General features: G+C 62.3%; 19 protein-coding genes. 15 read left to right on the top strand and 4 right to left on the bottom strand.

Going from position 1 to position 24778, the window contains the following annotated elements; all coding sequences use genetic code 11:
• Positions 1–60: 60 nt before the first annotated feature.
• A complete protein-coding gene (locus LDN82_RS13760; RefSeq protein ID WP_216923870.1) occupies positions 61–570 on the bottom strand; it encodes a DUF3515 domain-containing protein in 510 nt (169 codons plus the stop codon).
• A 134-nt stretch (positions 571–704) separates the two neighbouring features.
• Between LDN82_RS13760 and thiL the strand changes: the two genes are divergently transcribed.
• From thiL to rsmD, 4 genes are read left to right on the top strand one after another with little or no spacing between them, the layout of a single operon-like run.
• Positions 705–1748, top strand: a complete 1044-nt coding sequence (thiL, locus tag LDN82_RS13755) for a thiamine-phosphate kinase (protein WP_224164598.1) — start codon at positions 705–707, stop codon at positions 1746–1748.
• A 22-nt stretch (positions 1749–1770) separates the two neighbouring features.
• Complete coding sequence (locus LDN82_RS13750) at positions 1771–2871, top strand: DAK2 domain-containing protein (protein WP_224164597.1); 1101 nt, start codon at positions 1771–1773, stop codon at positions 2869–2871.
• Positions 2861–5128: an ATP-dependent DNA helicase RecG gene (locus LDN82_RS13745; RefSeq protein ID WP_224164596.1), complete on the top strand. Its 2268-nt coding sequence runs from the start codon at positions 2861–2863 to the stop codon at positions 5126–5128. The genes LDN82_RS13750 and LDN82_RS13745 overlap by 11 nt, the downstream gene beginning before the upstream one ends.
• A gap of 57 nt (positions 5129–5185) precedes the next feature.
• The gene (gene rsmD, locus LDN82_RS13740; RefSeq protein ID WP_224164595.1) at positions 5186–5752 is read left to right on the top strand and encodes a 16S rRNA (guanine(966)-N(2))-methyltransferase RsmD; all 567 of its coding nucleotides are present in this window, start codon (positions 5186–5188) and stop codon (positions 5750–5752) included.
• On the opposite strand, the gene LDN82_RS13735 is transcribed toward rsmD, so the two are convergent.
• Positions 5749–6408, bottom strand: a complete 660-nt coding sequence (locus LDN82_RS13735) for a fused MFS/spermidine synthase (RefSeq protein ID WP_224164594.1) — start codon at positions 6406–6408, stop codon at positions 5749–5751. The two genes, rsmD and LDN82_RS13735, sit on opposite strands and share 4 nt — an antisense overlap.
• A 131-nt stretch (positions 6409–6539) precedes the next feature.
• On the bottom strand, positions 6540–7790 hold the full coding sequence (locus tag LDN82_RS13730; RefSeq protein ID WP_224164593.1) for an aminotransferase class I/II-fold pyridoxal phosphate-dependent enzyme: 1251 nt from the start codon (positions 7788–7790) through the stop codon (positions 6540–6542).
• A 35-nt stretch (positions 7791–7825) separates the two neighbouring features.
• On the opposite strand from LDN82_RS13730, the gene coaD reads away from it, so the two are divergent.
• The 9 genes from coaD to LDN82_RS13685 all read left to right on the top strand — a co-directional run bounded on the left by coaD (position 7826) and on the right by LDN82_RS13685 (position 14498).
• Positions 7826–8308 (top strand): pantetheine-phosphate adenylyltransferase, encoded by a 483-nt coding sequence (coaD, locus tag LDN82_RS13725; protein WP_223933289.1) that lies wholly within the window; start codon positions 7826–7828, stop codon positions 8306–8308.
• A 183-nt stretch (positions 8309–8491) separates the two neighbouring features.
• Positions 8492–9019, top strand: coding sequence for a DUF177 domain-containing protein (locus LDN82_RS13720; protein ID WP_224090813.1), 528 nt, complete (start codon positions 8492–8494; stop codon positions 9017–9019).
• Between the two features lie 33 nt (positions 9020–9052).
• Entirely contained in the window at positions 9053–9256 is a 204-nt protein-coding gene (rpmF, locus tag LDN82_RS13715) for a 50S ribosomal protein L32 (protein ID WP_011775139.1), read from the top strand.
• Positions 9257–9279: 23 nt separating this feature from the next.
• Positions 9280–9990 (top strand): ribonuclease III, encoded by a 711-nt coding sequence (gene rnc, locus LDN82_RS13710; RefSeq protein WP_216923862.1) that lies wholly within the window; start codon positions 9280–9282, stop codon positions 9988–9990.
• 19 nt (positions 9991–10009) lie between these two features.
• On the top strand, positions 10010–10966 hold the full coding sequence (mutM, locus tag LDN82_RS13705; protein WP_224164592.1) for a bifunctional DNA-formamidopyrimidine glycosylase/DNA-(apurinic or apyrimidinic site) lyase: 957 nt from the start codon (positions 10010–10012) through the stop codon (positions 10964–10966).
• Positions 10967–11012: 46 nt separating this feature from the next.
• Entirely contained in the window at positions 11013–11447 is a 435-nt protein-coding gene (locus tag LDN82_RS13700; protein ID WP_224090809.1) for a hypothetical protein, read from the top strand.
• Positions 11444–12136: a hypothetical protein gene (locus tag LDN82_RS13695; RefSeq protein ID WP_224164591.1), complete on the top strand. Its 693-nt coding sequence runs from the start codon at positions 11444–11446 to the stop codon at positions 12134–12136. Before LDN82_RS13700 ends, LDN82_RS13695 begins: the two co-directional genes overlap by 4 nt.
• Before the next feature lie 8 nt (positions 12137–12144).
• The gene (locus LDN82_RS13690) at positions 12145–13464 is read left to right on the top strand and encodes an MFS transporter (RefSeq protein ID WP_224164590.1); all 1320 of its coding nucleotides are present in this window, start codon (positions 12145–12147) and stop codon (positions 13462–13464) included.
• Entirely contained in the window at positions 13461–14498 is a 1038-nt protein-coding gene (locus LDN82_RS13685; RefSeq protein ID WP_224164589.1) for a hypothetical protein, read from the top strand. The genes LDN82_RS13690 and LDN82_RS13685 overlap by 4 nt, the downstream gene beginning before the upstream one ends.
• 137 nt (positions 14499–14635) lie before the next feature.
• Here LDN82_RS13685 and LDN82_RS13680 read toward each other — a convergent pair whose 3' ends face one another.
• Positions 14636–19522, bottom strand: coding sequence for a DUF4082 domain-containing protein (locus LDN82_RS13680; protein WP_224164588.1), 4887 nt, complete (start codon positions 19520–19522; stop codon positions 14636–14638).
• Between the two features lie 367 nt (positions 19523–19889).
• Between LDN82_RS13680 and smc the strand changes: the two genes are divergently transcribed.
• Together smc and ftsY are read left to right on the top strand one after the other, a co-directional pair.
• A complete protein-coding gene (smc, locus tag LDN82_RS13675) occupies positions 19890–23474 on the top strand; it encodes a chromosome segregation protein SMC (protein ID WP_224164587.1) in 3585 nt (1194 codons plus the stop codon).
• A gap of 20 nt (positions 23475–23494) precedes the next feature.
• The gene (gene ftsY, locus LDN82_RS13670) at positions 23495–24703 is read left to right on the top strand and encodes a signal recognition particle-docking protein FtsY (RefSeq protein ID WP_224090795.1); all 1209 of its coding nucleotides are present in this window, start codon (positions 23495–23497) and stop codon (positions 24701–24703) included.
• The last annotated feature ends 75 nt before the right edge of the window (positions 24704–24778 follow it).

Here is a 24778-nt window from a genome sequence, read left to right as displayed (position 1 = left end):
AGCGGCTGGTGTCGGTAGGCAGGACCGGCGCCAGCTGCCCTTTAGCCGGTTGAGCCCCCGCTATTTGGCGGTCGGGAGGTTCTGCAGGTCTTCCTGGCCCACGCAATGGCGCGTTGCTTTGATCTTCCCGGCAGCGGCTGCGAGTTCGGTGAGGACTGTGGCCGAGCTGATGTTGGCGGCTTCCAATTTGACCGGATCGACGAGGATTTCCGTTGCCGGTTCGCGTCCAAAGGTGGTCAGGGTATAGACGCCATCGCCTTCTTTGATCACCCAGTCGATGTCATTCACGCTGACGCAACGGTCAGTGGTTGGTCCAGGGACGTTGACACCGCAGCGCAGGATGATCTGGGAGGGATCGCCCCACGCAGCAGTGGCCTGGCTGTTGGTCTTGCGGAGTGCGGCATCGCCGATCTTGTCCGGGAGCGCCACCATCATCGGGGCGCAGGCCGGATTGGCGGCGTCGGTTGCCGCCGTGACGTCCACAGTGGGGGCGCAGGCTGAAACTGCGAGCACGGACGCTGCGGCCAAGCTGAAGGCCACGGCAGTCCGCGGAAGGGTCTTTCGGTGCATCATTCAAGCCTATCCCGCCCACGCAGCCGCCCGGCGTGAGGTTGGTGGACCCGTTACGAGGGTCACATTGCCGATGGTGCGCCCGGCGCAGGCTCCGGCGATATTTTGTCGGTGTCCCGCGATAGCGTAGAGCCGTGCCCCCAAAACAGCCATCCGAAGTTCAGCCATCCGAAGAATGTCCAACAGTCGCAGATCTGTCGGAGTCCGAGCTCCTTGCCCTGATCTTCCCCCGACTCAACAGCAGCCCCAGCGTCCTGCTGGGTCCCGGCGACGACGCCGCCCTGGTTGCCGCCACAGACGGCCGCACACTGATTTCCATCGATACCCAGACCCAGGACCAGGACTTCAGGCTGGAGTGGAACAACGGCTATCGAACCACAGGATACGACGTCGGATGGAAGTCCGCGGCACAGAACCTTAGCGATATCAACGCCATGGGCGGAACGGCCACCTCGCTGGTGGTGAGCCTGACCATGCCGCCGGCCACACCAGTTCAATGGGTGAAGGACTTCGCGGACGGCCTCACCGCTGGAATCATCGGGCTGGGGGTTCCTGATTGCTCCGTCGCAGGAGGAGACCTCGGCCGTGGCCGGGAGATTGCGGTGACTGTCGCCGTCGTCGGTACTTTGGCTGGAGAGGATCCCGTATTGCGTTCCGGGGCAAAGCCGGGAGATGTCGTGGCAGTGGCAGGTACCCTGGGGCGTGCTGCCGCAGGTCTGGCGCTGTTGGAAAGCGATGTCACCCTAACAGACCTCTCGGCTGGGCAGCGTGCCCTGTTGGATAGCCAATGCCGGCCCTTGCCGCCGTTGGCTGCCGGTCCGCTTGCCGCACGTTCGGGCGTAACAGCAATGATGGACATTTCAGATGGTCTGCTGCGCGACGGCGGCCGGCTCGCCGCAGCAAGCAACGTCATCCTGGACTTTGACGCTGTTGCGTTGAAGGCCCATGCAGTTCCACTGGAACCAGCTGCCGCCTTGCTGGGCGTGGATGCCATGCCATGGGTTCTGGGCGGGGGAGAAGACCACGGGCTGCTGGCTACCTTCCCAGCCGGAATTCAGCTGCCGCAGGGCTTTACTGCGATAGGCTCAGTTCAGGCCGTTGCCCAGTCTCAAGGCACCGGCGTCCGGATTGCCGGACAAGCTGCTGACACCGTGGGATGGGATCATTTTGCAGACTAAGATCGCCGCGAATGCGCACGCCATGAAACGTTGGCTCGGCAAGACAGAGGTGGTCCTGGGCAACCATAGCGACCGCCTGAACGCGATCAACATCTTTCCCGTCGCAGACGGTGATACTGGGACCAACCTTTATCTGACGGCGCGCGCAGCCGTGGCCGCGGTGGCCGGCACCGCTTCGGACGCTGTGGAAACCGGCAACGACGTCGGTGCTGTGCTGTCACGCGCTGGTCAGGCCGCCATGGAACAGGCAAGGGGTAACTCCGGCACCCTTTTTGCTGTTTTCCTGTGCGCTGCGGCGGAGCCGCTGTCCGGAAAAGCGCGCCTGAGTGCGCCGCTGCTGGCCACAGCCCTTAACAGGGCCCAGATCCGGGCTTGGTCGGCCTTGAGCGAACCAGTGTCCGGAACCATGCTGTCCGTCCTTGAAGCAGCGGCCCATGCAGCCCAGGCAGCGGATTCTTCCCAGAACGGCGATGACAGCAACCACGCGCTGGGCGTTGCCTTGGATGCAGTGGTGGAAGCCGCCTTCCAGGCCGTCGTACGCACAGAGGACGAACTCGCGCCCCTGCAGGCGGCGCACGTGGTGGATGCCGGCGGTGTAGGTATGTTGCTGGTGCTGGACTGTCTCCGCTCCGCAGTGCTCGGCGAAGAACTGCAGGATGAGCTCCTCGATGGCCTCCACGGCTACCAGCTGCAGGATCCGCACATCCACCAGCAGATGCCGGCCGACGACGGCGTGGAAGTCATGTGTACCATCAGCCTTTCGCCCTTGGACGCGGCCGTGCTGCGCCAACGCCTGGATGAGATGGGTGATTCCGTCATCATGAGCCAGGTTGGCACTACGGGTCACCATCCAGACGACGACGAATCCACCGCTGAGGCCAGTTATCGTTGGCGTGTGCATGTCCACGTACCTGATCCCGCGCCGGCCGTAGCGCTCATCAGGTCGCTGGGGGAGCCAACGGAAATTGCCGTCAGCCAGCTTGCCCTGCCCCGGGAATATGAAGACGGGTCGCGGGATTTTGAAGACGGGTCCCGGGATTTTGAAGACGGGTCCCGGGATTTTGAAGCAACACAAACTGCAGAACCCAACAGCATCCCGGGCCAGTCACGGCATGAATACTGAGCTGGAACTGCCCCTGGAACGCAGGATCGGCAAGCGCTCGGCGTCCGTCATTGACAAGCACCTTGGCCTCAAGACGACCGGCGCGCTGCTTAACTACTTTCCGCGCAGGTACTTGAGCAGGGGCGAACTTACTCCCATCAGTAACCTTCCCCTGGACGAGGAAGTCACGCTGATTGCGCGGGTCCTGTCCAACAGCACACGTCAGATGCGTGCCCGAAGAGGTTCCATTACGGACGTCGTGGTGACTGATGAAGCCGGTGGTAGCCACGTTCCTGGCACCTTGAAAGTCAGTTTTTTCAATGGGTTCCGGGCCAAGGCGGAACTCCTTCCGGGCCGCCGTGCAATGTTTTCCGGCAAGGTGACCCGGTATGGGGGCGCCTTGGGGCTGACCAACCCGGACTTCCTGTTGCTGGATGAGGATCCGGATGCTGACGGCTCCATTGACCCTGAAAAGTTGGCAGCGATGCCTATCCCTGTCTATCCCGCAACGGCAAAGCTGACAAGCTGGTCCATTCACAAGGTGATTACGGCGTTGCTGCAAACCCTTGACCTCGATGCCTTGGCGGATCCCCTCCCGGAGTCCATTGTCAGCAGGGACGGACTGCTGAGCGTGGCTGATGCTTATCGCCTGATCCACTCGCCTGAGACTGCCAGAGACTGGCAGCGGGCGCAGGAACGGTTCCGCTACCAGGAGGCGCTGGTGCTGCAGGCGGCTTTGGCGCGACGACGTGCCCAGCTTGCTGCAGAGGAGGCCACTGCCCGGCGTCCAGTCAGCGGCGGCCTGCTGGAAGAGTTCGACCGGAACCTGCCCTTCACGCTCACTGCCGGCCAGACAGCGGTGGGAAAGACGCTTTCAGAAGAACTTGGCCAGGACACCCCCATGAATCGGCTCCTGCAGGGTGAGGTCGGCTCGGGCAAGACTATTGTGGCGCTGCGGGCGATGCTGCAGGTGGTTGACGCGGGAGGGCAGGCGGCGCTCCTGGCGCCCACGGAAGTTTTGGCTGCGCAGCATTTCGAGTCCATCCGCAGGACCCTGGGGCCGCTGGCCCGCGATCACCTTTTTGGCGGTACCGGGATGCTCGGAGCCGGCATCGGTGATGAGGCCGGGCGGGCTGGTGTCCAGGTGACCCTGCTGACCGGGTCCATGCCAACGGCGGCGCGAAAACAGGCCATGCTCGATGCCGCTTCAGGAAACGCAGGCATCGTGATCGGAACCCACGCTCTGTTGAGCGACAAAACCAGTTTTCAGGACCTCGGCTTGATCGTGGTGGACGAGCAGCACCGCTTCGGCGTGGAGCAACGTGACGCATTGCGTGCCAAGGCCCAACGTCCGCCGCATCTGCTGGTTATGACTGCCACGCCTATTCCCCGCACAGTGGCGATGACCGTGTTCGGCGATCTTGAAACTTCCATCCTCGATGAACTTCCCGCTGGGCGGGCGCCTATTTCCACCCATGTTGTGGGGCTTGCCGAGAACCCGGGCTGGGCGGATCGAATCTGGAAACGGTCACGGGAAGAAGTCGACGCCGGTCATCAGGTCTACGTTGTATGTCCCAAGATCGGCTCGGACGACGACGGGGACTTCAGCCCGGGGGAAGCGGAACCAAGCGACGCCGAACTCTCGGACGAAGGTCCGGCCCGCGAGCTCGCTTCGGTGACAGCCGTCGTCGAAAGCCTGGTTCAGGAGCCGTCTTTGGTAGGGGTGCCCGTGGCGCCCCTCCATGGTCGTCAGGACCCGCTGCTAAAAACCGAGACCATGGCTTCGTTCGCGGCAAACCAGACCAAGGTGCTGGTCTCCACCACGGTTATCGAGGTGGGTGTCGATGTTCACAATGCCACCTTGATGGTCATCCTGGACGCCGATCGTTTTGGTATTTCCCAACTCCACCAGCTTCGTGGCCGGGTTGGCCGTGGCGGTCTGCCGGGGACGTGCCTGCTGGTCACTACTTTGGAGCCGGGGCACCCGAGCCGTCGAAGACTGGATGCCGTGGCGTCCACCACCGACGGGTTCGAGCTCTCCCAGGAGGACCTGAAACTCCGCCGTGAGGGCGATATCCTGGGCGCCTCGCAATCAGGTGGGCGGTCCACGCTTAAGCTGCTGCGTGTCCTGGAGCACGAAGACCTGATTGCCCGTGCACGCGCGGACGCACAGGCCCTTGTTGCCCAGGACCCGGCCCTGCGTCACCAGCCGGTCCTGGCCGCGACCATTGATGAATACTTGAACCCTGAAAAGGAGGCGTTCCTTGAACGCGGTTAGAGAATCCCCGGGTACGCGCAGTGCTAAACGGTCGGGCACCGGCAATGGAGAGGCGCTGTGAGCCGGATCATTGCCGGAGTTGCTGGTGGGAATCCGCTTACGAGCGTGCCCGGGACCGCAACGCGGCCCACTACGGACCGTGTTAAGGAAGCACTGTTTTCCCGGCTCGAGTCTTTGGCTGTCATCGACGATTCCCGGGTGTTGGATCTCTATGCCGGTTCCGGAGCCCTGGGTGTGGAAAGCGCCAGCCGGGGCGCCCGCAGCGTGGATCTGGTGGAATTCGATGCCAAGGCCAGTGATGCCTGCCAACGCAACGCGGATTTGGTCAACCAAATCCTGGGCGGCAAGAAAGTTTCAGTCCATCGGTCCAAGGTGGAGTCTTTCCTGGAGCGCGCCACAGCACGCGATGTGTGGGACCTGGTGTTCCTGGATCCGCCATATCCACTGGACGAACCAGCGTTGAGTGCCGTGCTGGCCAAGTTGTCGCCCCACTTGGATGAAGGGGCGGTCGTGGTGGTGGAGAGGTCGTCCAGGAGTGCCGAACCGGACTGGCCTGAAGCGCTGGAATGTTTCGCTGACAAGAAGTACGGCGAGACCAAGCTGTGGTTCGCTGAACCCTCCTAGCCTGAAATTCTGTCCAGGTCCACGCCATGGAGGACTGTTGCCGGGTGTGGGCCGCGCGAGAGTAGCGCGCTGGTCCACGCTGCCGGCCATGGCGTTCGGGTGCCCACCACGATGATGTTGCCGGGGTAGCGCCCCGCGAACATTCCCGTCTCGGCAAATGCGATAACGTCCGCCATGGCTTGCCGGAGGGCTTTTACCTGGCTTCGCACCAGGGTCAGCGCCGGTTCGTCGCCGACGTTCACGATCAGTACGCCGTTTGGCCGCAAACGGGCAGCGGCCTCTTCGTAGAACTCCCTGCACGCGATGTGGGCTGGTGCTTCCGGCCCGGAGAAGATATCAAGGATGACGACGTCGAACTCCACGTTGGCGGGAAGTTCGGCCAGCGCCTCGCGTGCGTCGCCTATATGGGTGTGCAGCCGCGTGCCCGCCGGCATAGGCAGCTTTTGCAGAACGAAGTCCAGCAATTCGCGTTCGAGTTCCACTGCATTCTGGTCTGAACCTGGACGCGTTGCCTGAATGTATCGGGCCAAAGTCAGGGCGCCGGCGCCGAGGTGAAGCACGGAGAGCGGTTCACCAGGCTCTGCGGCCAGATCCACCACATGAGCGATCCGGCGAAGATATTCGTAGAAGATCTCCGCGGGGTTGGCCATGTTCACGTGGGATTGTTCAGCGCCACCGATGCTGAGGATGTAACTGCCTTCAATGAGCGTATCGGCATCAACAGTGGCGTGCTGCCCTGTGGTCCGCAGGAAACGCGTGGCGTGATGGCGGCCGGAGTCGTTGCGGTTCAGAGCAGGTCCTTAAGTGCGGACAATCGTTCGGCCGCTTCTTCCAGGACGCTGGTTTTCTTGCAGAAGGCGAAACGCAACAGGCTGCGGGTTCGCTGCGCTCCTTCAGGGTGGCAAAAAACAGGAACCGGGATCGCGGCGACACCTACCAGGCCTGGCAACCGGCGTGCCAGGTCCACGGAGTCCTTGATGCCCAGTGGTTCTGTGTCGACGTTGACGAAGTACGTACCGCCTGGCGTGAAGACGTTGAATCCTGCAGCGCGAAGGCCCTCGGAGAGGATGTCGCGTTTGTGGCGAAGCGTTTCGGCTATCCCGGTGTAGAACGTGTCGGGAAGGGCAAGTCCCACCGCGATGGCGCTTTGGAACGGCGTGCCCGAGCTGTATGTCAGGAACTGTTTGACGGTGCGGACGGCGGCAACCAGGTCCTGGGGGCCGCTGAGCCACCCGATTTTCCACCCGGTGAAGGAGAAGGTCTTTCCTGCAGAGGAGATTGTGAGGGTCCGTTCCGCAGCCCCAGGCATGGAAGCGACTGGAATATGTGTTACGCCGAAGGTTAGGTGCTCGTAGACTTCGTCGCTGACAATGATGGCGTCGTACTTGATGGCCAGCTCAACCACCTTTTCCAGGACCTCCTGGGGGAAAACGGCGCCGGTGGGATTGTGCGGGTTGTTCAGGAGCACCACCTTGGTCCGGCTGCTGAAGGCCTCTTCCAGCCTGGCGGGGTCCGGAAGGAAATCCGGGGCCGCCAGGGGAGCGGTGACATGTTGTGCCCCTGCCAATCCGATGATGGCTCCATAGGAGTCATAGAACGGTTCGAAGGTGAGGACTTCGTCACCGGGCTGGACGAAAGCCAAAAGTGACGCCGCTATGGCTTCGGTGGCGCCGGTAGTGATGATGATTTCCGTTTGCGGGTCTGGAGTGAGTCCATAGAACCGGAGTTGGTGTTCCGCGACAGCTTCGCGCAACTCCGTGGTGCCCTTGCCGGGTGCGTATTGGTTGGCTCCTGCGGCGATGGCTGCCTGCGCTGCGGCTTTGATCTCCGTGGGCCCGTCCTCGTCCGGGAAGCCCTGTCCGAGGTTGATGGCGCCGGAGGATGTTGCCAAGGTGGTCATCTCCTCGAAGATGGTCACTCCGAGGTTTCCGTCAGGCGAAAGCAGGTTGGCGCCGGTGGCGGCCCGCTGCCATGGCGCGGAGGCCTGGCCCGTTGTATGAAGCGGTAAAGTCCTGCCTGCTGATGACATGTCAGCCATGGTATCCCGGCGAAGCTATGGGGTAGGTTCGTGTCATGAGACGTGCGGTATGCCCTGGATCCTTTGACCCTATCCACAACGGACATCTCGAAGTCATCGCGCGGGCAGCGGGCCTGTTTGACGAAGTCATCGTGGCCGTGTCCACCAATTACGCCAAGAAGTACCGCTTCAGCCTCGAAGACCGGATGGAGATGGCCCGCGAGACGCTGGCATCCTTGCGAGGCATTATCGTTGAGCCGATGGGGGAGGGGCTGTTGGCCGAGTACTGCCGCCATCGGGGTGTTTCGGCAATCGTGAAAGGCCTGCGCTCGTCCTCGGACTTTGACTACGAATTGCCGATGGCCACCATGAACCGTCAGCTGACCGGCGTCGAAACCGTCTTCCTGCCGGCAGAAGCGCACTATGTCCACCTTTCGTCCACCTTGATCAAAGAGGTCAATGTATTGGGCGGTGACATTTCGGATTTCGTACCGAAATCTGTGTTGAAGCGGCTCCTCGCTGGCGAGTCTGGAACGTAACCCTCCCGCAAGGGGGTAGTCTTGATAGGTACCTCGCAGCTTCTTGCGGTGGATCCCAGCTGAAACCGTGACGTTCCTTGCGCGCCCGGCATCGGTTTGAGTCCTCAGGCTTGATCAGGCTAAGATGGTACGTCGGTCATATGTTCTACAGGAGTTCTCATTAAGCGAGATGCAAGTTCGCCCTTGGCGCTGGTAGTCAAGGACCTTGGACGCAGTCCAGGAACCATGCGGACACTCAACGAACATGTACCTGCGCCAAGTGACCTTGGTGTGGCGCTCATTGGCGTGAAGGAAGGCTCGGATGTCGAGTTGGATCTTCGCCTTGAGGCCGTACACGAAGGAATTCTGGTATCAGGATCCGTAATCGTCGAAGTAACCGGCGAATGCGGTCGATGCCTGGATCCCCTTGCGTATGACCTTGAAGTCAATGTGCAAGAACTTTTCTTCTATGAAGGCGTCGAGCTTTCTGACGAAGAAGACGATGAAGAGCAACGTCGAGTCGAGCACGATCTGATCGATCTTGAGCCGGTGTTGCGGGACGCAGTTGTCACTATGCTGCCGTTCCAGCCGGTGTGCCGGGAAGACTGCCAGGGCCTTTGCTCCGAATGTGGAGCACGCCTGGAAGACGAGCCGGGGCACCACCACGAGGTCATTGACCCTCGCTGGGCTGCCCTAGCTGATCTGGCTAAGACTGACCGGCAAACTGATTAGTAAGTGTTGGACTAAGAGAGAAATGAGATAGCCGTGGCTGTTCCCAAGCGGAAAATGTCTCGCGCAAACACACGCGCCCGCCGTGCCCAGTGGAAGGCAACTGCCCCCAACTTGGTCAAGACCATCGAAAACGGTCAGGTTACTTACAGCCTGCCGCACCAGGCAAAGGTCGTCACTGACTCTGCCGGCACCGCGCTGTTCCTTGAATACAAGGGCCGCAAGGTAGCAGACGCCTAATCTGCCCCATAGGCTGACAAAGGATGTCTTCAACTGAAGAGCTTCTGAAGCGTCTCGGTGTCTCCATTGACACCGAGACGCTTCGTCTTGCTCTGACACATCGCTCATACGCGTATGAGAACGGTGGGATTCCCACCAATGAGCGTCTCGAGTTCCTCGGCGACTCCATTCTGGGGTTCTCCGTGACCGATTCGCTCTACCGCGAGAACCCCGCGCTGCCTGAAGGCGAGCTCGCAAAGCGGCGATCCGCCGTCGTGAGCACGCGTGCCCTCGCTGGAATCGGTCGCGAGCTTGGCGTGGGCGAGTTCATTTACCTCGGGCAGGGCGAGAAGCTCACCGACGGCAAGAACAAGGCCTCGATCCTCGCGGATACGATGGAAGCGCTCATAGGTGCGACGTACCTCTCCAACGACATCGAAACGGCACGCCAGCTGGTGATGCGCCTTGTGGGCCCGCTCCTGAAGGACGCCGGCGCCCTTGGAGCGGGTACCGACTGGAAGACGAGCATCCAGGAACTGACCGCCAGCCGCCAACTCGGAGCAATCCACTATGCGGTGGAAGGCTCGGGCCCGGATCATGCGCGTACGTTCGAGGCCGTCCTGAACATTGGTGGGACTCCTTATGGCCGCGGCGCCGGCCATTCAAAGAAGGAAGCCGAGCAGGAGGCTGCCGCCGATGCCTGGCGTGCCCTGACTGCCCTGGACCAAGCTCCTGCCGGACCCGCTTCCGCCTGAAGCCGAGTCCACAGACCCAATGCCTGAACTTCCCGAAGTAGAAGTGGTTCGCCGTGGCCTGGCCCGCTGGGTCCGGGGCCGGACGATCACCGGGGTTGACGTCCTTGACTCCCGCTCCATCCGCCGGCATGCCCTTGGCACAGAGGATTTCATCGGCAATCTTGAGCATGCCACGGTGATGGACGTCGTCCGCCGCGGTAAGTTTCTCTGGATGCCGCTCGCCATGGACAGCCTGGGTTCCGTTGGCAGCACCCTGCCCAAGGTAGCGCTCATGGCTCATCTGGGGATGAGTGGACAATTGCTCATGCAGGACCCCCATGTCCCTGACGAGAAGCATCTCAAAGTCAGAATCTCCCTTAGCCCGGTGGAGGGCATGCCGGAGCAACTGCGATTTGTGGACCAGCGCATTTTCGGTGGCCTGTTCGTAACGTCCCTGGTGCCAACTCCCGACGGCGGCCCTGGAGGCTTGGGCGAGACGCCGTTGCCTGAGATCGCTGATGAAGCCTCCCACATTGCCCGGGACCCGCTGGACCCCTACTTTTCCTTCGAGGCGTTCTACCGCAAAGTCAAAAGCCGAAAGACAGGCCTGAAGCGGGCCTTGCTGGACCAGTCGGTCATTTCCGGGATTGGCAACATCTACGCGGATGAGGCCCTCTGGCGCGCGCGCCTCCATTACGCCCGGCCTACCGACACGTTGCGCCGCAGCGATGCTGCCCGGCTTGTGCAGGCCGTGGAAGACGTCATGAACGCGGCACTGGCGGCCGGAGGCACGAGTTTTGATTCCTTGTACGTGAATGTCAATGGCGATTCGGGATACTTCGCCCGATCGCTCAATGCCTACGGACGCGCGGGTGAGTTGTGCAGCCGTTGCGAAGCAGCAGGCCTGCACAGCATTATCAAACGTGAGCAATTCATGAACCGCTCTTCCTACACGTGTCCGGTTTGCCAGCCACGGCCACGAAACGGGCGTTGGTAGGGCCAAAACTGTTCCGGAATCCGGATCGCAATGGCAGACTGTCCCCATGAAAAGCTTGGCGGTTCGGATCGCCATCGCACTGGTTTTCAACGCCATCACGTTGTGGGTGGCGTCAGTTCTTCCCGGGGTCCGTTTGGGAGCCGGGTTTCTTTGGGCCGTCGTGGTGTTCACGGCGGCCACGCTTTTGGTCAAGCCGTTGATCCTGGCCTTTTTCCATCACCGTCACGTCCAGCGGGCCGAGCGGCGTACGTGGCTGGTCACCAAGGTCCTGACGGTGCTGGCCGGGCTGCTGGCCACTTTCGCCATCCTTGTGGTGACGAGCATCTTTTCCAATGGGTTCACCATCAATGGCATCTTCGGCTGGATCGCGGCGACAGTGGTGATCTGGTTGGCATCGTTTATTTACGATTTCGTCGACGACGGGCTTGAGGCCAAGGCCCATGAGCTCCTTGGCGGCGCGGCAAGTCCGGGCAAGCCATGATGGCGCGGCGACTGGTGATTGCGGGCATCTGCCTCGCAGTGCTGATTGCCGCCGTAGCTCTCGTGCTGGACCAGATGGCTTCGAAACCCGGATCTGTTACGGCCCAAAGCCCGGCATCTTCGAGCCCTGGTGCGAACCCCTCGAACGGCTCGGCTTCCGGCAGCGCCAGTGCACCTCCTTCCGGCAGTCCGACGTCGGGCAGTTCCGCAAGTGGCCCGGCGGACGGTGGAGGCGACGGCGGTACAACAGCCAAGCCACTTGAGGTCCTGCCCCCGGTCACATCCACACCCACCGGGCTGCCGGAGCCGTCTGCACCGGCCCCACTTATCACTGGCCCGCTGCCGAAACCCGGCACAGCGAAGGGCTCACTGGTGGAGGGCTGGCCGAGCAGCGTTGTGGCCATGCCGGCCGGGACCACAGTGGGCTCCACCAGCATCTCAACCTCCGGCAACGTCCTGCAGTTGACTGCCGACGGAATCGTGGGCACCCCGCAAGAAGACGTTCTGGCCGCCTTCCGCCAATCCTTGGTCCCTCAAGGCTTCTGGTCCGAGGATGCGCCCGCGCCGGATGGAGCCGTCGCCGCGAGGTTCGTGCGTGGCACGGACACAGTGACGGTGTCGGTTTCGGTGACCGGAACCGGCGTTTCACGCTTCCAGCTTTTGGGCAGCCTGCACACGACGGCGGACTAGGGGCACGCATGTACATCTCACTTTCGGATCGCAGCGGTGGCAAACGGGAAAAGCCCCGCGGAGCCACGACGGCACTATCCAGCGAGGTGCCGTTTCGTTTGTCTCCGGTCATCCTGTGGCTAGGCCTTGTCAGCATGGTGACGGACGTGTCGTCCGAGTCCGTGACGGCAATCCTCCCGCTGTATGTGACAGGATTTCTGGGCCTGTCAACCATCGCTTTCGGATTCATTGACGGCATTAACCAAGGCGCGAGTGCAATTGTCAGGATCGCGGCGGGCTGGGCATCGGACCGCAGCGGACACCCGAAACGGATCGCATTGGCCGGCTATGGGTTGTCCATGCTCGCCAGGATAGGTTTCCTGTTCGCAGGAGGGTTCTGGGCCATTGCAGCCATTGTGACCGGGGACAGGATCGGCAAAGGCATTCGCACGGCTCCACGTGATGCGCTGATCACTGTTTCAGCGCAACCGGAACACTTGGCCCGTTCCTTTGGCGTGCACAGGATGTTGGACAACATTGGAGCGGCCGCAGGGCCAATGATTGCCTTCCTCGTGTTGCTGTTGATCCCCAACGGGTTCAGCACCGTTTTTGTGGTGTCGTTGGCCTTTGCAGTCATCGGCGTAGCAGTTCTCGGGCTGGTGGTGCCGGACCTTCGGGCGGATGGGCTAAAAGGGATTGAAGCGAACAGCGGTGCCGAACAAACAGCCAGCTCCCGGAAGAAAGGCCCCCGGCTCTTCGCGTTCTCGTGGAGCCACCTGCGGGAGCCGGGCCTGGGCAAGCTATTGATCTCTGCGGGTCTCCTTGGGTTGCTGACCATTGGTGATGGTTTCATCTACCTCGTTTTGCAGGATCGGGATTCCTTTGCAGTGCAGTGGTTTCCGTTGCTTTTCGTCGGCACCAACATTGTGTTCCTGGCGTTTGCGATTCCGCTGGGGCGGCTGGCCGACCGGGTGGGCAGGGTACCGGTCTTCGTGGGAGGCCACATCGCGCTGCTTGCCTGCTACTTCCTGGCGGCGGCGCCTTTCGGTGGCCTATGGAGCACCGTGGGCTGCCTGATCCTTCTTGGCGGGTTCTACGCAGCCACTGACGGTGTGCTGGCGGCACTGGCCAGCCAGTTGACTCCATCGGGGAAGCTGGCTACAGGCATCGCCTCTGCACAGACGGTGGTTGCGCTGAGCAGGATGACAGCCTCGGCCGGTTTTGGCGTTCTCTGGTACGCAGTAGGAGCCTCCACAGCCATGGTTGCGGCCGGAGCGTTGTTGGCATGCGCCGTGGTGGCGGTCGTCTTCATCCTTCCTGGGGCAAGGCCAAAGCTGGGCAGCGAATGAGCACTACCTTCACTGGCGGGAGGCTGCGGTGGGCCATCCTCCTTGCGGTAACGGCGGTGGTGCTCGCTGCGGCGGGTATTTATGCGGTTGGCGCCTACCAGCGGTTTGAGCAGAGCCGCACTGCCGCGCCGTCCGTAGGGGTCACTGCAGGCCAGCCGTTGCCGGATGTTCCGTTCGTCCTTTTTCGGAACACGGCAGGCGGACAGGGGTACGGTAATGCCGCTACCGTAGCGTTGTCCTCGCCTGACGGAACGCGCGCGGTGAGCGAACAGGCCTGCGACAGGGTCTACGGAACCGTGTCCACGGTAATTTGCCTCAAAACGAACCGTGGCCTCGTGACCGCGTTCGAAGCCGCCGTCCTGGATCGTGACTGGCAACAGCAACGGGCATGGCCTGTGCCGGGGATACCGAGCCGCACGCGGATCAGTGCGGACGGCTCCATGATTGCAACCACTGTCTTCGTCACAGGCCATTCATATGCGACTGCAGGGTTCTCCACCGCTACTGAAATCAACTTAACTGCGGGTGGTTCAGGTGGTTCGGGGAATCTGGAGGACTTCGCACTGATAGTCAACGGCGAGCGCTTGCAGGCCACGGACAGAAACATTTGGGGGGTTACCTTTGCACCTGGGCAAAGCGACGTCTTCTACGCCACTGCGGCTTCCTCGGGGCGTATCTGGCTTGTTCGTGGCAGTTTGTCGGCCAAGACCCTGACTGCGGTCCACGATAACGTCGAGTGCCCGTCCATCTCACCGGATGGCACACGGATTGCCTACAAGAAGAACGACGCCGGGCCGTTGACTGCGCACTGGAAAGTCGCACTGCTTGACTTGGCTACGGGACGGGAAACTGTTCTTTCGGAGAAGCGAAGCGTGGATGACCAAATCGAATGGTTGGACAACCAAAACCTGCTTTACGGATTGGCCGACGAAAATATCCCAGGTGACAGCAATATCTGGAAGCTGGGGACGGATCCGGCGTCACAGCCCAGCCTGTTTATCCCCCATGCGTGGTCGCCCAGCGTAGTTCGATAAACCCAGCGTAGTTCGATAAAGACGTAGCCCGCTGAAGGGCTGCGCTGGGTTGATGCTTAAATGCCGACGTCCGGCCCTGGAGTTCAAGGGGGCCGGACGCCGGCAGATCGGGGCGGGCTTAGCGCATCAGCAGATCCTCAGCAGATTCCAAGGAGGCCGCAGACCAAACCACCTGATTGCGTGGAGGTTGGGGTCGGACTGGGAGTGGCTGTTGGGGTTGCCGTTGTTGTCGTGGTGGCCGTTGGGGTCGGCGTCGGAGTCGCTGTAGCGCTCGCCTGGGTTTGCGCTTGAGCGGTAGTGGTGGAGTAGACCACGTCCACAAAGTAGTTCGTGGCATTCCAGGAACTGCTTGGCATAGCTCCAGAGGCACCATAGCGGTACAGGCCGTTGTCCGGTCCGGAAGCCGTGAAGACGCCACTGGTCCACGTTTGGTTAAAGAAGCCGGTGGTGTAGGAGTATCTGCCATTGGGTGCCCGGTAGGACACCACGTATCTCTGACCCGTCACCAGCGCTACTGGTGTGGACAGTGTGGCTGTTTGCCATCCAGTAGCCGTCTCGTTGACGAAGGTCACTTGTGCCAGGCGGGTGCCGGACGCGTTCCACAGCGACCCAACATGGGTCCCGGTATTCCCGGTGCCTTTATAGAAACGAATGCCTGTCACGTTGCCTGCCTGGGAAACGGTGAATGCGGTCCCCAGTTCCACCGCTTTCGTTTCCGAAGCCGAGGCCACTTGCGGTAGCAGCGACCCAAAGATGGTGGACTGTTGCACAGTGGGGCTGGCTGTAGTGAACTGCCAGCTGGTCGGCGGCAGGGTTTGACCCTGTTGCGAAACCACGTTCGTCACGCTGACGGATACCGACGCGCTGCTGGGCAGGGCCGTGGTCGGCGTAAACGTCACCGTCCGGCTGTCAGCGGACAAGGCGGTGGTGCCCGCTACGGATGCGCCATTGGCAGTCAATGCCATCGACGCTCCGGACCGGATAGCCGAGGACAGCGTTATCGAGGGTTTGACGTCGGTGGGGATGCCCGTAGCGCCAGGTGCCGGCACCTGGGCCGTGACCGTCAGTGGGGGTTCGGGCACCGCGAGCACCAGGTCCACCAGATAACTTGCTGTGGAAGGCACGTTCGGGAAATCGCTGCTGTAAGAGAACGCTCCTGCGTCTGAAGCGGTTCGCAGGGGTCCACTGGTGAGACCTTCACCGAAGCCGTTGGCCGTGTAGGAGTACTTGCCGGTCGGCGACTTGTAGGCCACCACGTATTCAGTGTCAGCGGCAATATTGACTGGTTGGCTGAAGGTTGCCGTCTGCCAACCCATGCTCGACTCGTTGGTAAACGTGACCGATGCAAGGAGCTGTCCGGCACCGGAGTAGAGCGAACCCGTATGCGTCCCGGTGTTTCCAGCGGACTTGTAGAAGCGGATGCCCGTCACCTGTCCTGTTGTGTCGCTGGAGAAACGGACACCCAGCGTCAGCGGTGCACCATCGTCAACCTCGGCAGTGGTCGGCGTGACGCTGTCCTGGTACAGGGTGCATGGGCACGAGCCCGGTATGCGCGGAGCTGGAACTGTGGTGAAGGTCCAGGTGCCTCCGGTCAATTGCTGCCCGGAGGCAGACGACGTCGCAGCCAGAGTGGCCGTGTATGACGTACCAGCGGCGAGAGGCGAGGCGGGGGTGAACGTCACCTGGCGCGTTGTTTGGTCATAGCTTGTTGTTCCAGCGACGGCGGCGCCACTGGCGGTTTTCACCCCGAGCGTGACGCTTGACGGTGTGGCTGCTTCAGAAAGTACGGCGCTGACCTTGCTGTCCAGCGGGACACTGGACGCGCCAGGCAAAGGCGACTGTGCGCTTGCCGTGAAGGCAGGCGGTGGAATCATGGCCACGACGTCAACCAGGTAGCTGGCGGTTGAACGGGAAGCCGGGAAGCCTCCGCTGTACGTGTAGGCACCAGCATCCGAATCTGTGCGCAAAGGTCCAACACTCATGCCTGAACCGAAGCCGTTGGTGGTTGCGGAGTACGTGCCCGTCAGGGACGTGTAGGACACAATGTAGTCCGTGTTGGCAGCGATCGGGACCGGCTGGCCGAAGATCGCTGTTTGCCATCCGGAAGCACTCTCATTGGCGAAAGTGACTGTCGCCAGCTGTTGTCCGGACGCGGTGTACAGCGCCCCGTTGTGGGTGCCGGTGTTGCCGGCCGACTTGTAGAACCTGACGCCCGTGACTTCGCCGGCCCTGATGCTGGAGAAACGCACGCCAAGAGTTAGTGGAACTCCGTCCCGGATCTCGGCAATGCCGGGTGTAACGCTGTCATCGAAGAGACTGCACGGGCAATCCCCGGCGACCGGCAAGGTTGCCGCCGTCGTGAAGGACCAGGTTCCGCCGGCAGTTACTGATCCGCCGATCGAATCGGTCCCTGTCAGGGTTGCCGTGTACGTCGTGCTGAAGGCCAAGGCAGATGACGGCGTGAACGTCGCCCTACGCGTGGCTGAGTCGTACGCCGTGGTGCCCGCCACGGTGCCGGAGGAGGACTTCAACGTCAGCTGGACGCTGGATGCAGTAACCGGTTTGGAGAACACGGCACTGACCTTGGTATTGACGGAAACGCTGGAGGAGGACGGGTAAGGCGTTTGTCCGGAAACCGTCATCGGCGTGGTGTCAACCGTGCTGAAAAGGGCGTCAACGAAGTAGTGGCCGCCGTTGTAGCTGGCGATCGGGAATCCCGAACCGCTGTAGACGCCCGCAGGCTGGGCACCGAAGCCGCCGGCAACTGTCAACGGCGCATCCGTCCAGCCACTGTAGGCCCACTGGTATTCCTTGCTGGCATAGTGGCCGTTCGGGGCCCAGTAAGAAACCGTGTAAGTTTGCCCGGCTGCCACAGGGACGGCCTGGCTGAAGAGGACCTGCTGCCAACCGGACGTTGTTTCGTTGCTGAAAGTGGCCGTGGCCAGGCGCTCGCCTGAGCCGCTCCAGAGCGAGCCGATGTGCGTGCCTGTATTGGCCTGGCTCTTGTAGAACCTCACGCCCGTGACGAAACCATCCACAGTTGGCGAGAAGCGCAGTCCCAGTTCATAGGCCCCGGCGTCGCCGGAGTCCTGGATGGCAGGGACAGTCTGGCCGAAGACGCTGTAGGGGCCGGTAATGGTGAGGTTCCGGGTGGAAGCGGCACCAATGTTGGCGCTGTCATCGATGGCCCGGACCTGGACAGTGGCCGCTGAGAGGCCTTTCTGGATGTAGGTGTAGGTCCAGTTCTGCTTGCCTTGGGCAGGGTGCCACGTAGTGCCACCGTCCGTTGACACCTCGACGCCGGCCACGACGCCGCCGCTGTCTGAGGCAGTACCGGAAACGGTAACGCTTGTTCCGTGGGCAATGGAGGCAGCGTTGGCGGGTGCGGCAATGGAGACGGTTGGCCCGGTTCGATCCGTGCTGGCCGTTGCGGCGACGATGCCCGCTGCCCGTGTAGCGGGTTGGGCACCCATGTCGGCCAGCAGGTTCGCTTGGGCCTGCCGCATCCGGGGATCGGCCGCTGCGCCATCGCCGTCGTGTTCCTGGTCCAGGCCCCAGGTCCATTGGACGCTGCCGGCTGAGAACACCAAGGCGCCGCTGGGGGCACGGTAGAGAGTCAGATGATGTGTTGTGCGGCCCGGCTTGACCGTGTTGCCGAAGTCCTGCAGGTACTGGTCAACGTCCCCTACTGTGGTGGACAGCTGGATCAGGCCCGCTGGCCGGAATCCATTGTCCAGGTCCTCGTTGGATTCATATCCGATGGTGTGGGGGGCCAAAGCCGCCGAGGAACCTGCCGGCAGCGACGTCAGGGATGTATTACGCCACAGCCTCGTCTTCCCTTCCTCGGCCGAGACGGTCACGGGCAGGTCAGTGTAGTTGGACATGTAGAGAGTTCCGGTAAGCCCGTTCTCCGGTAAGCCCGCGCCAGCGCTTTGCGATGCAAACCGCGGGTCACGCCACGTGCCGGTCCACTGGGTACTGGGGTCGCTCTTGGTGTTGGCCCACGTCTCCTTGTAGCAGGTCAAAGTGCGGCCGGCGCCGCCATCAACCGTGGACGCCTCGAAACGCGTGTGCCAGTACATCTCATTGCCGGAGAGGAACTGCAGGTTTACGCCCGCGTCCCTGGCTGCGGTGACGGCAGCGCGTTGCGGGCCGGACCAGTACTCATCATGGCCCACCGACAGGAAGACCTTGTGATTAAGCAACTGGGCGCCGCTGCGGTCGGTATCCAAGCCACTTATGTAGCTGACGTCGTAGCCATTCTGTTCCAGGAAGCGAACCATCGGATACTCGTTGGCGAAGTAGAAGTCCCGTCCGCCGATCCCGCCACGGGTGTCCATGGGACGGTTGTAACTGAGTTTGTAGGCTCTGCCGTTGGCCGCGCCCTGGTAGAAGTTGGAGCCGCCGTAACCGTTGTACGCCTGCCATGTTGTGTCGGAGGTCTGGAAGACGACGTCGGAATGGTTGCCATCGTTTCGGACAATGAACGTGATGTGGCTCTGGTCTCCGTTGTCAGGCCGCGTCAGGAGAGCTATGTAAATGCCCGAGACAGCCGTCGAGGGAACCTGCCAGGTCGCTGAAACTGCCCAGTTGCCACAGTCATAGAGTTCGGTAGTCAGGTCACTGATGCACTGGGGCTGGTTCTGCCGCAGTACCGACGGCGTCACGTTGGCGATCTTCCGGGCGCCGTTCCCCCCGTACCAGCCTGTGCGGTAGATGGCAATCGTGTAGTTGGAGGCGTTCGTATCGATCTTAAACTTGATGGGCTGCCCGGCGTTGACACTGATCTCCGTGGAAAATCCCTGTATCCCGGCGTCGCCCGCCCCGGCGATATCCCACTCCGACGACGGACTTCCGGGTTTGGAGTTTTCACACACCACAGGATTCATCCCGGGGTCGCAAGGCCCCGCTGCGACGGCCGCCGGTGCAGTTAGAGGCAGCAAAGCTGCAACCATGGCAATCACCAAAGGCAAGAGGAAGCCTTTGAGGACTTGCTGTGGTCGGGTAGCTGAAGGACCGGTCATCAGAACTCCTGGAGTGGTACGCCAATTGCGAATATGGGTCCGCGTCTAGCGCACGGTCCCTGCTTGCCGCTCCCCAGCCAGGGTCAAACCAAGATCTTCAGTTATGGAATACGGGTTCTGCACTTGGCTGATCGTTTCCGAAGATCTGGACCGTATCCAGCCTTAACCCGAGGGACCTTCAGGTCAAAGCCGGATCACCGGAGCGAATCCGCCAAGTAACCCTTGGCAGGAGTGTAGGGGCGCGGCATCCCTGCCGCAAGGCTTTCCCGTTACAGATCCATGGATTTCGGCCAAACGGCAGTAGATTTAGGGAGATACAGCCGCCCCCGAGGGCTGACAACAGGCCATCCAGGAGAACCGAACCGCCTTGCATTTGAAAAGTCTGACTGTCCGCGGATTCAAGTCGTTTGCGTCGGCCACGACGTTCGACTTCGAGCCCGGCGTCACCGCAGTCGTCGGTCCCAACGGTTCGGGCAAGTCCAACGTCGTGGATGCCTTGGCCTGGGTCATGGGGGAGCAAGGCGCCAAGACACTGCGCGGCGGCAAGATGGAAGATGTCATCTTTGCCGGCACGTCCGGCAGGCCTCCTTTGGGACGCGCCCACGTTTCCCTGACCATCGACAACGCGGACAACGCGCTTCCCATTGAGTACAGCGAAGTCACGATTTCCCGCACACTTTTCCGGACCGGAGGCTCCGAATACGCCATCAACGGTGCGCCCTGCCGGCTCCTGGACATCCAGGAGCTTTTGTCCGATTCCGGACTGGGACGCGAGATGCACGTGATAGTCGGCCAAGGCCAGTTGGACCGCGTACTACACGCGACACCTGAAGACCGCCGCGGTTTCATCGAGGAAGCCTCAGGTATCCTCAAGCACCGGCGCCGCAAGGAAAAAACCGTCCGTAAGCTCGAAGCCATGCAGGCCAACCTGGCCCGTCTTGGCGACCTCACCGCAGAGATCCGACGCCAGCTGACACCCTTGGGCAAGCAGGCAGAAATCGCCCGGCGTGCACAAACAGTCCAGTTCGATGTCAGGGACGCCCGCGCCCGGCTCCTCGCCGACGACCTCGTAGCGCTGACATCGAGCCTGGAGCAGGACGTCGCAGACGAAGCCGCCCTCAAGGAACGCCGCCAGGTGGTCGAGGCAGAACTGGGCCACGGCCGGCAACGCCAAGCCGCATTGGAACAGCAGGCAGCGGAAGCAACCCCCCGGCTCAACGCAGCGCGGGACAACTGGTACCAGCTGTCGGCGGGCCGTGAGCGGCTCCGCTCGCTGGGTTCCCTGGCAGCCGAACGTCGCCGGCTGCTGGGCTCCTCGGAAGCTGTACCGGACTCCGGCCGGGACCCCGAACAGCTGGAGCGCCAGGCGGCGAAGGTCCGCGGGGAACAAGCGGCCTTGGAACACGACATCCTCGCCAAGCAGGCCGCCCTCCTGGAAGCAACAGTGGCGAAGGACTCTGCTGAGGCGCTCGCAGCCGCAGAGGACAAACGGCTGACGGCCATGCTAAGGGCAGCTGCCGACCGTCGTGAAGGTCTGGCCAGGCTCGCAGGCCAGGTCGCGGCCGCACGCTCCAGGGCAGAAGCGGCGGAGGCCGAGCGCGGCCGGCTCCGCGAATCACTGGCTGCGGGCAACGAGCGACGCCGCCACGCGCAGAGCGAATTCGCTGCACTCGAATCGCAGGTTGCAGGGGTTGAAGATGGCGAAGAGAGCCTGGACGCCGAGTACGAGAATGCCACTGAGGCTCTGGACTCCGTGCTGGCGGAGATCGAAGAGCTGAAGTCCGCGGAACGGGAAGCACTTCGTCAGCGGGATGCCCTGACCGCGCGCCGCGATGCACTTCTTTTGGGACTGAACCGCAAGGACGGCTCGGAGCGTCTGCTCACTGGCGATGTCCAGGGGATTCTCGGGCCGCTGGCCGGGATGCTGGCCATTGAGCCCGGTTATGAGGCCGCGATAGCAGCCGCGTTGGGCTCGGCATCGGACGCGCTCGTGGTAGGGGACTCCACTGTCGCCGTCGCCGCGATCCAACTGTTGAAAGAGGACGACGCCGGCAGGGCCGCGTTGCTCTTGGCCGACGCCGACCGTGGGGCTGGCGAAGCAGCATCCCCCGTGGAGCTGCCGGGTGGCAGCAGATGGGCAGTGGACGTCCTCAAGGTCACCGAACCAGCTGCCCAGGGTGCCTTGGCCCTGCTGGCCGGGGCCGCCGTCGTCGACGATCCGGCAGGGGCGGCAGCGCTGATTGGTGAACACCCGGAACTCAAGGTGGTCACCCGCACAGGCGACGTCTTCACCTCGCTGACCGCCCATGGCGGTTCAGCCACGGCGCCCTCCCTGCTGGAGATCCAGGCAGCAGTGGACGACGCCGTGGCCGGCCTCCAGGAGGTTACGGCACGGTTGGAGCGTGGACGGTTCGCCCTGGCCGGGGCCGAAGCCCGTCGCGCCGAAGCCCGGGACCGGGCGGATGCGGCCTTGGAAAGGCTGCATGAATCCGATGCCCGCCTTGCTGCCGTAGCAGAGCGCCTGGGCCACTTGAACTCCCTTCTTCGCAGTGCGGTGGGTGAAAGCGAACGCCTGGAGGCATCACTGGCGCGTGCCGAAGCGAACATTGCAGAAGCCCGGTTGGACCTTGAAGTCGCGGCTGAGCGGCTCGCAGCCGCCCAGGAAGCTCCGGACGAGGAACCCTCCACGGATCGGCGGGACGAACTCGCGGCGCAGGCGCGCTTGGCCCGTTCCAACGAAATGGAGGCCCGACTTGCCCTGCGCACGGCAGAAGAACAAGTAGGCGCTGTCGCTGGCCGGGCGGCCTCACTGGAACGCGCAGCGGCTACGGAGCGGCGGGCCCGTGAAGAGGCGGCCCGGCGGGCGCAAAGGCGGCGCGCCCAGGCCCAACGTGCTGGTGCAGTGGTGTCGGCCGTTGAGCAGGCGCTTCGCTTCATCGATATATCAGTGGATCTCGCCGGCCATGAACGCGACCTTGCCGAGCAAGCACGGGAGCAACTGGAGAAAGAACTCTCGGGCGTGCGTTCCGGAAACGATTCGCTGGCAAAGGAACTCGCCGAACTTACCGACTCTGTGCACAAGGACGAGATGGCAAGGACCCAACAGCGTCTTCGAATCGAGGCGTTGGAGGCCCGTTCCATCGAGGAACTCGGACTATCGGCTGAACAGCTCGTTGCAGATTACGGACCCGATCAACCTGTCCCACAGCCGGCTGCCGCAACCACGGACAAATGGGCGGAACTCCGTGCGCCGGTGGACGAAACGGGTGCACCGCTCGTGGAGGGAATTCCCTTCGACCGGGCTGAGCAGGAGAAGAGGCTCAAAAAGGCTGAACGGGAACTGGCTGCACTGGGGAAGGTCAACCCCCTGGCCCTGGAAGAGTTTGCCGCCCTTGAGGAGCGCCACCAGTTCCTCAGTTCGCAACTGGAGGACCTCAAGTCCAGCCGTAAGGACTTGCTGGACATCATCAAGGAAGTGGATAACCGCGTCCAGCAGGTCTTCACCGAAGCCTTTGCCGATACCTCTGCACAGTTTGACCGCGTCTTCGCACGGCTCTTCCCAGGCGGCGAGGGCAGGCTGGTCCTGACGGATCCAAACGACATGTTGACCACTGGCATCGAGGTGGAAGCCAGGCCGGCAGGCAAGAAGATCAAGAGGTTGTCCCTGCTCTCCGGCGGCGAACGGTCACTGACCGCTGTGGCATTGTTGGTGGCGATCTTTAAGGCCAGGCCGTCGCCGTTTTACGTCATGGACGAAGTGGAAGCGGCCTTGGACGACACCAACCTTGGCCGGCTCATCACGATCTTCGAGGAGCTTCGGGAGTCCAGCCAGTTGATCGTCATCACGCACCAGAAGCGCACGATGGAAGTGGCCGACGCCCTCTACGGCGTCACGATGCGTGGCGACGGGGTGTCCACCGTCATCAGCCAACGGCTCGGTGCCGGGGCATAGCTTTATGAGAAGGTAGGGGAGTGAACGATTTCCTACCCATAATTCTGTCCATTGTCGCTGCGCTCGTCGTGGTCGGCGGGCTGGTGCCGGTACTGATGAAGGCCCGGAAGTCCGGTGCCAACTACCCTGGAACGCGGGACGCCAATGACCCTGTTAAGTCATCGGCTGCAGGCAGCGGAACCCTTGTGGAGGACCGGCCGGATGCCGTAACAGCACCTCCTGCCCCTACCTTCGACGAAAGAGTCGAAGGTGCTGATGTTCCGGATGATGCAGCCGGGTTGGAGACTATCGCTGTAGAGACGCCGGCGCCTGTGGAAGGCCGCCTGACCCGCCTTCGCGCCCGTTTGGTGAAATCGAACAATATTCTGGGCAAGGGTCTGCTGGCTCTGCTGTCCGGGGACAAAATCGACGAGAACGTGTGGGACGAGGTTGAGGAGACCCTGCTCCTGGCCGACCTCGGCACCGAGCCCACCATGCAGTTGGTCGATGCCCTCCGGGAACGCGTTAAAGTGCTGGGCACCCGCAGTCCGGAGGATGTCAAAGCCATGCTCCGCGAAGAACTCATCAAGCTCGTGGATCCCACGATGGACCGTTCCCTCAACGTCGAGCGCAAGGGTGACCGACCCGCCGTCGTGCTTGTTGTTGGTGTCAACGGCGTGGGCAAGACCACTACCGTCGGCAAACTGGCGCGCGTGCTCGTGGCCGAGGACAAGGACGTGCTGCTTGGTGCAGCGGACACTTTCCGCGCCGCAGCTGCTGAGCAGTTGGCCACGTGGGGCCAGCGTGTAGGCGTACCCACCGTCAAGTCCGACATCGACGGCGCCGACCCCGCCTCGGTTGCCTACGAAGCCGTCAAAGCGGGCATCGACCAGGAGGTCGACGTCGTCATGGTGGATACCGCTGGCCGCCTGCAGAACAAGACCGGCCTCATGGACGAACTCGGCAAGGTCAAGCGCGTGATCGAGAAACTGGCTGAAGTGGACGAGGTCCTGCTGGTCCTTGACGCCACCACTGGTCAGAACGGCCTGAACCAGGCACGGGTTTTTGCCGAGGTGGTCAACATCACAGGTATTGTGCTGACCAAATTGGATGGCACGGCCAAGGGCGGCATTGTGGTCGCCATCCAGAAGTCGCTGGGTGTGCCTGTCAAGCTCATCGGTCTCGGCGAAGGTCCGGACGACCTCGCGCCGTTCGAAGCGGAGGGCTTTGTGGACGCCCTGCTTAACTAGTTCCCGTTCAACCAAAGTCTCCACGCTGGCTGGCCGGCAGCGGTGGTCCTCAGTGAGGGCAATCGCTGCCTGCCG

The organism is Arthrobacter sp. StoSoilA2 (assembly GCF_019977195.1).
Taxonomy (GTDB): domain Bacteria; phylum Actinomycetota; class Actinomycetes; order Actinomycetales; family Micrococcaceae; genus Arthrobacter.
Note: the sequence above shows the minus strand (reverse complement) of the source record. Positions and strands in the feature narration are given on the sequence as shown.

Excerpts from the sequence above, each read along its gene's own strand:
- LDN82_RS13760 (WP_216923870.1), bottom strand. The coding sequence starts at position 570 with ATGCACCGAAAGACCCTTCCGCGGACTGCCGTGGCCTTCAGCTTGGCC.
- LDN82_RS13750 (WP_224164597.1), top strand. The coding sequence starts at position 1,771 with ATGAAACGTTGGCTCGGCAAGACAGAGGTGGTCCTGGGCAACCATAGC.
- LDN82_RS13745 (WP_224164596.1), top strand. The coding sequence starts at position 2,861 with ATGAATACTGAGCTGGAACTGCCCCTGGAACGCAGGATCGGCAAGCGC.
- LDN82_RS13730 (WP_224164593.1), bottom strand. The coding sequence starts at position 7,790 with ATGGCTGACATGTCATCAGCAGGCAGGACTTTACCGCTTCATACAACG.
- coaD (WP_223933289.1), top strand. The coding sequence starts at position 7,826 with ATGAGACGTGCGGTATGCCCTGGATCCTTTGACCCTATCCACAACGGA.
- rnc (WP_216923862.1), top strand. The coding sequence starts at position 9,280 with ATGTCTTCAACTGAAGAGCTTCTGAAGCGTCTCGGTGTCTCCATTGAC.
- mutM (WP_224164592.1), top strand. The coding sequence starts at position 10,010 with ATGCCTGAACTTCCCGAAGTAGAAGTGGTTCGCCGTGGCCTGGCCCGC.
- LDN82_RS13700 (WP_224090809.1), top strand. The coding sequence starts at position 11,013 with ATGAAAAGCTTGGCGGTTCGGATCGCCATCGCACTGGTTTTCAACGCC.
- LDN82_RS13695 (WP_224164591.1), top strand. The coding sequence starts at position 11,444 with ATGATGGCGCGGCGACTGGTGATTGCGGGCATCTGCCTCGCAGTGCTG.
- LDN82_RS13690 (WP_224164590.1), top strand. The coding sequence starts at position 12,145 with ATGTACATCTCACTTTCGGATCGCAGCGGTGGCAAACGGGAAAAGCCC.
- LDN82_RS13685 (WP_224164589.1), top strand. The coding sequence starts at position 13,461 with ATGAGCACTACCTTCACTGGCGGGAGGCTGCGGTGGGCCATCCTCCTT.
- LDN82_RS13680 (WP_224164588.1), bottom strand. The coding sequence starts at position 19,522 with ATGACCGGTCCTTCAGCTACCCGACCACAGCAAGTCCTCAAAGGCTTC.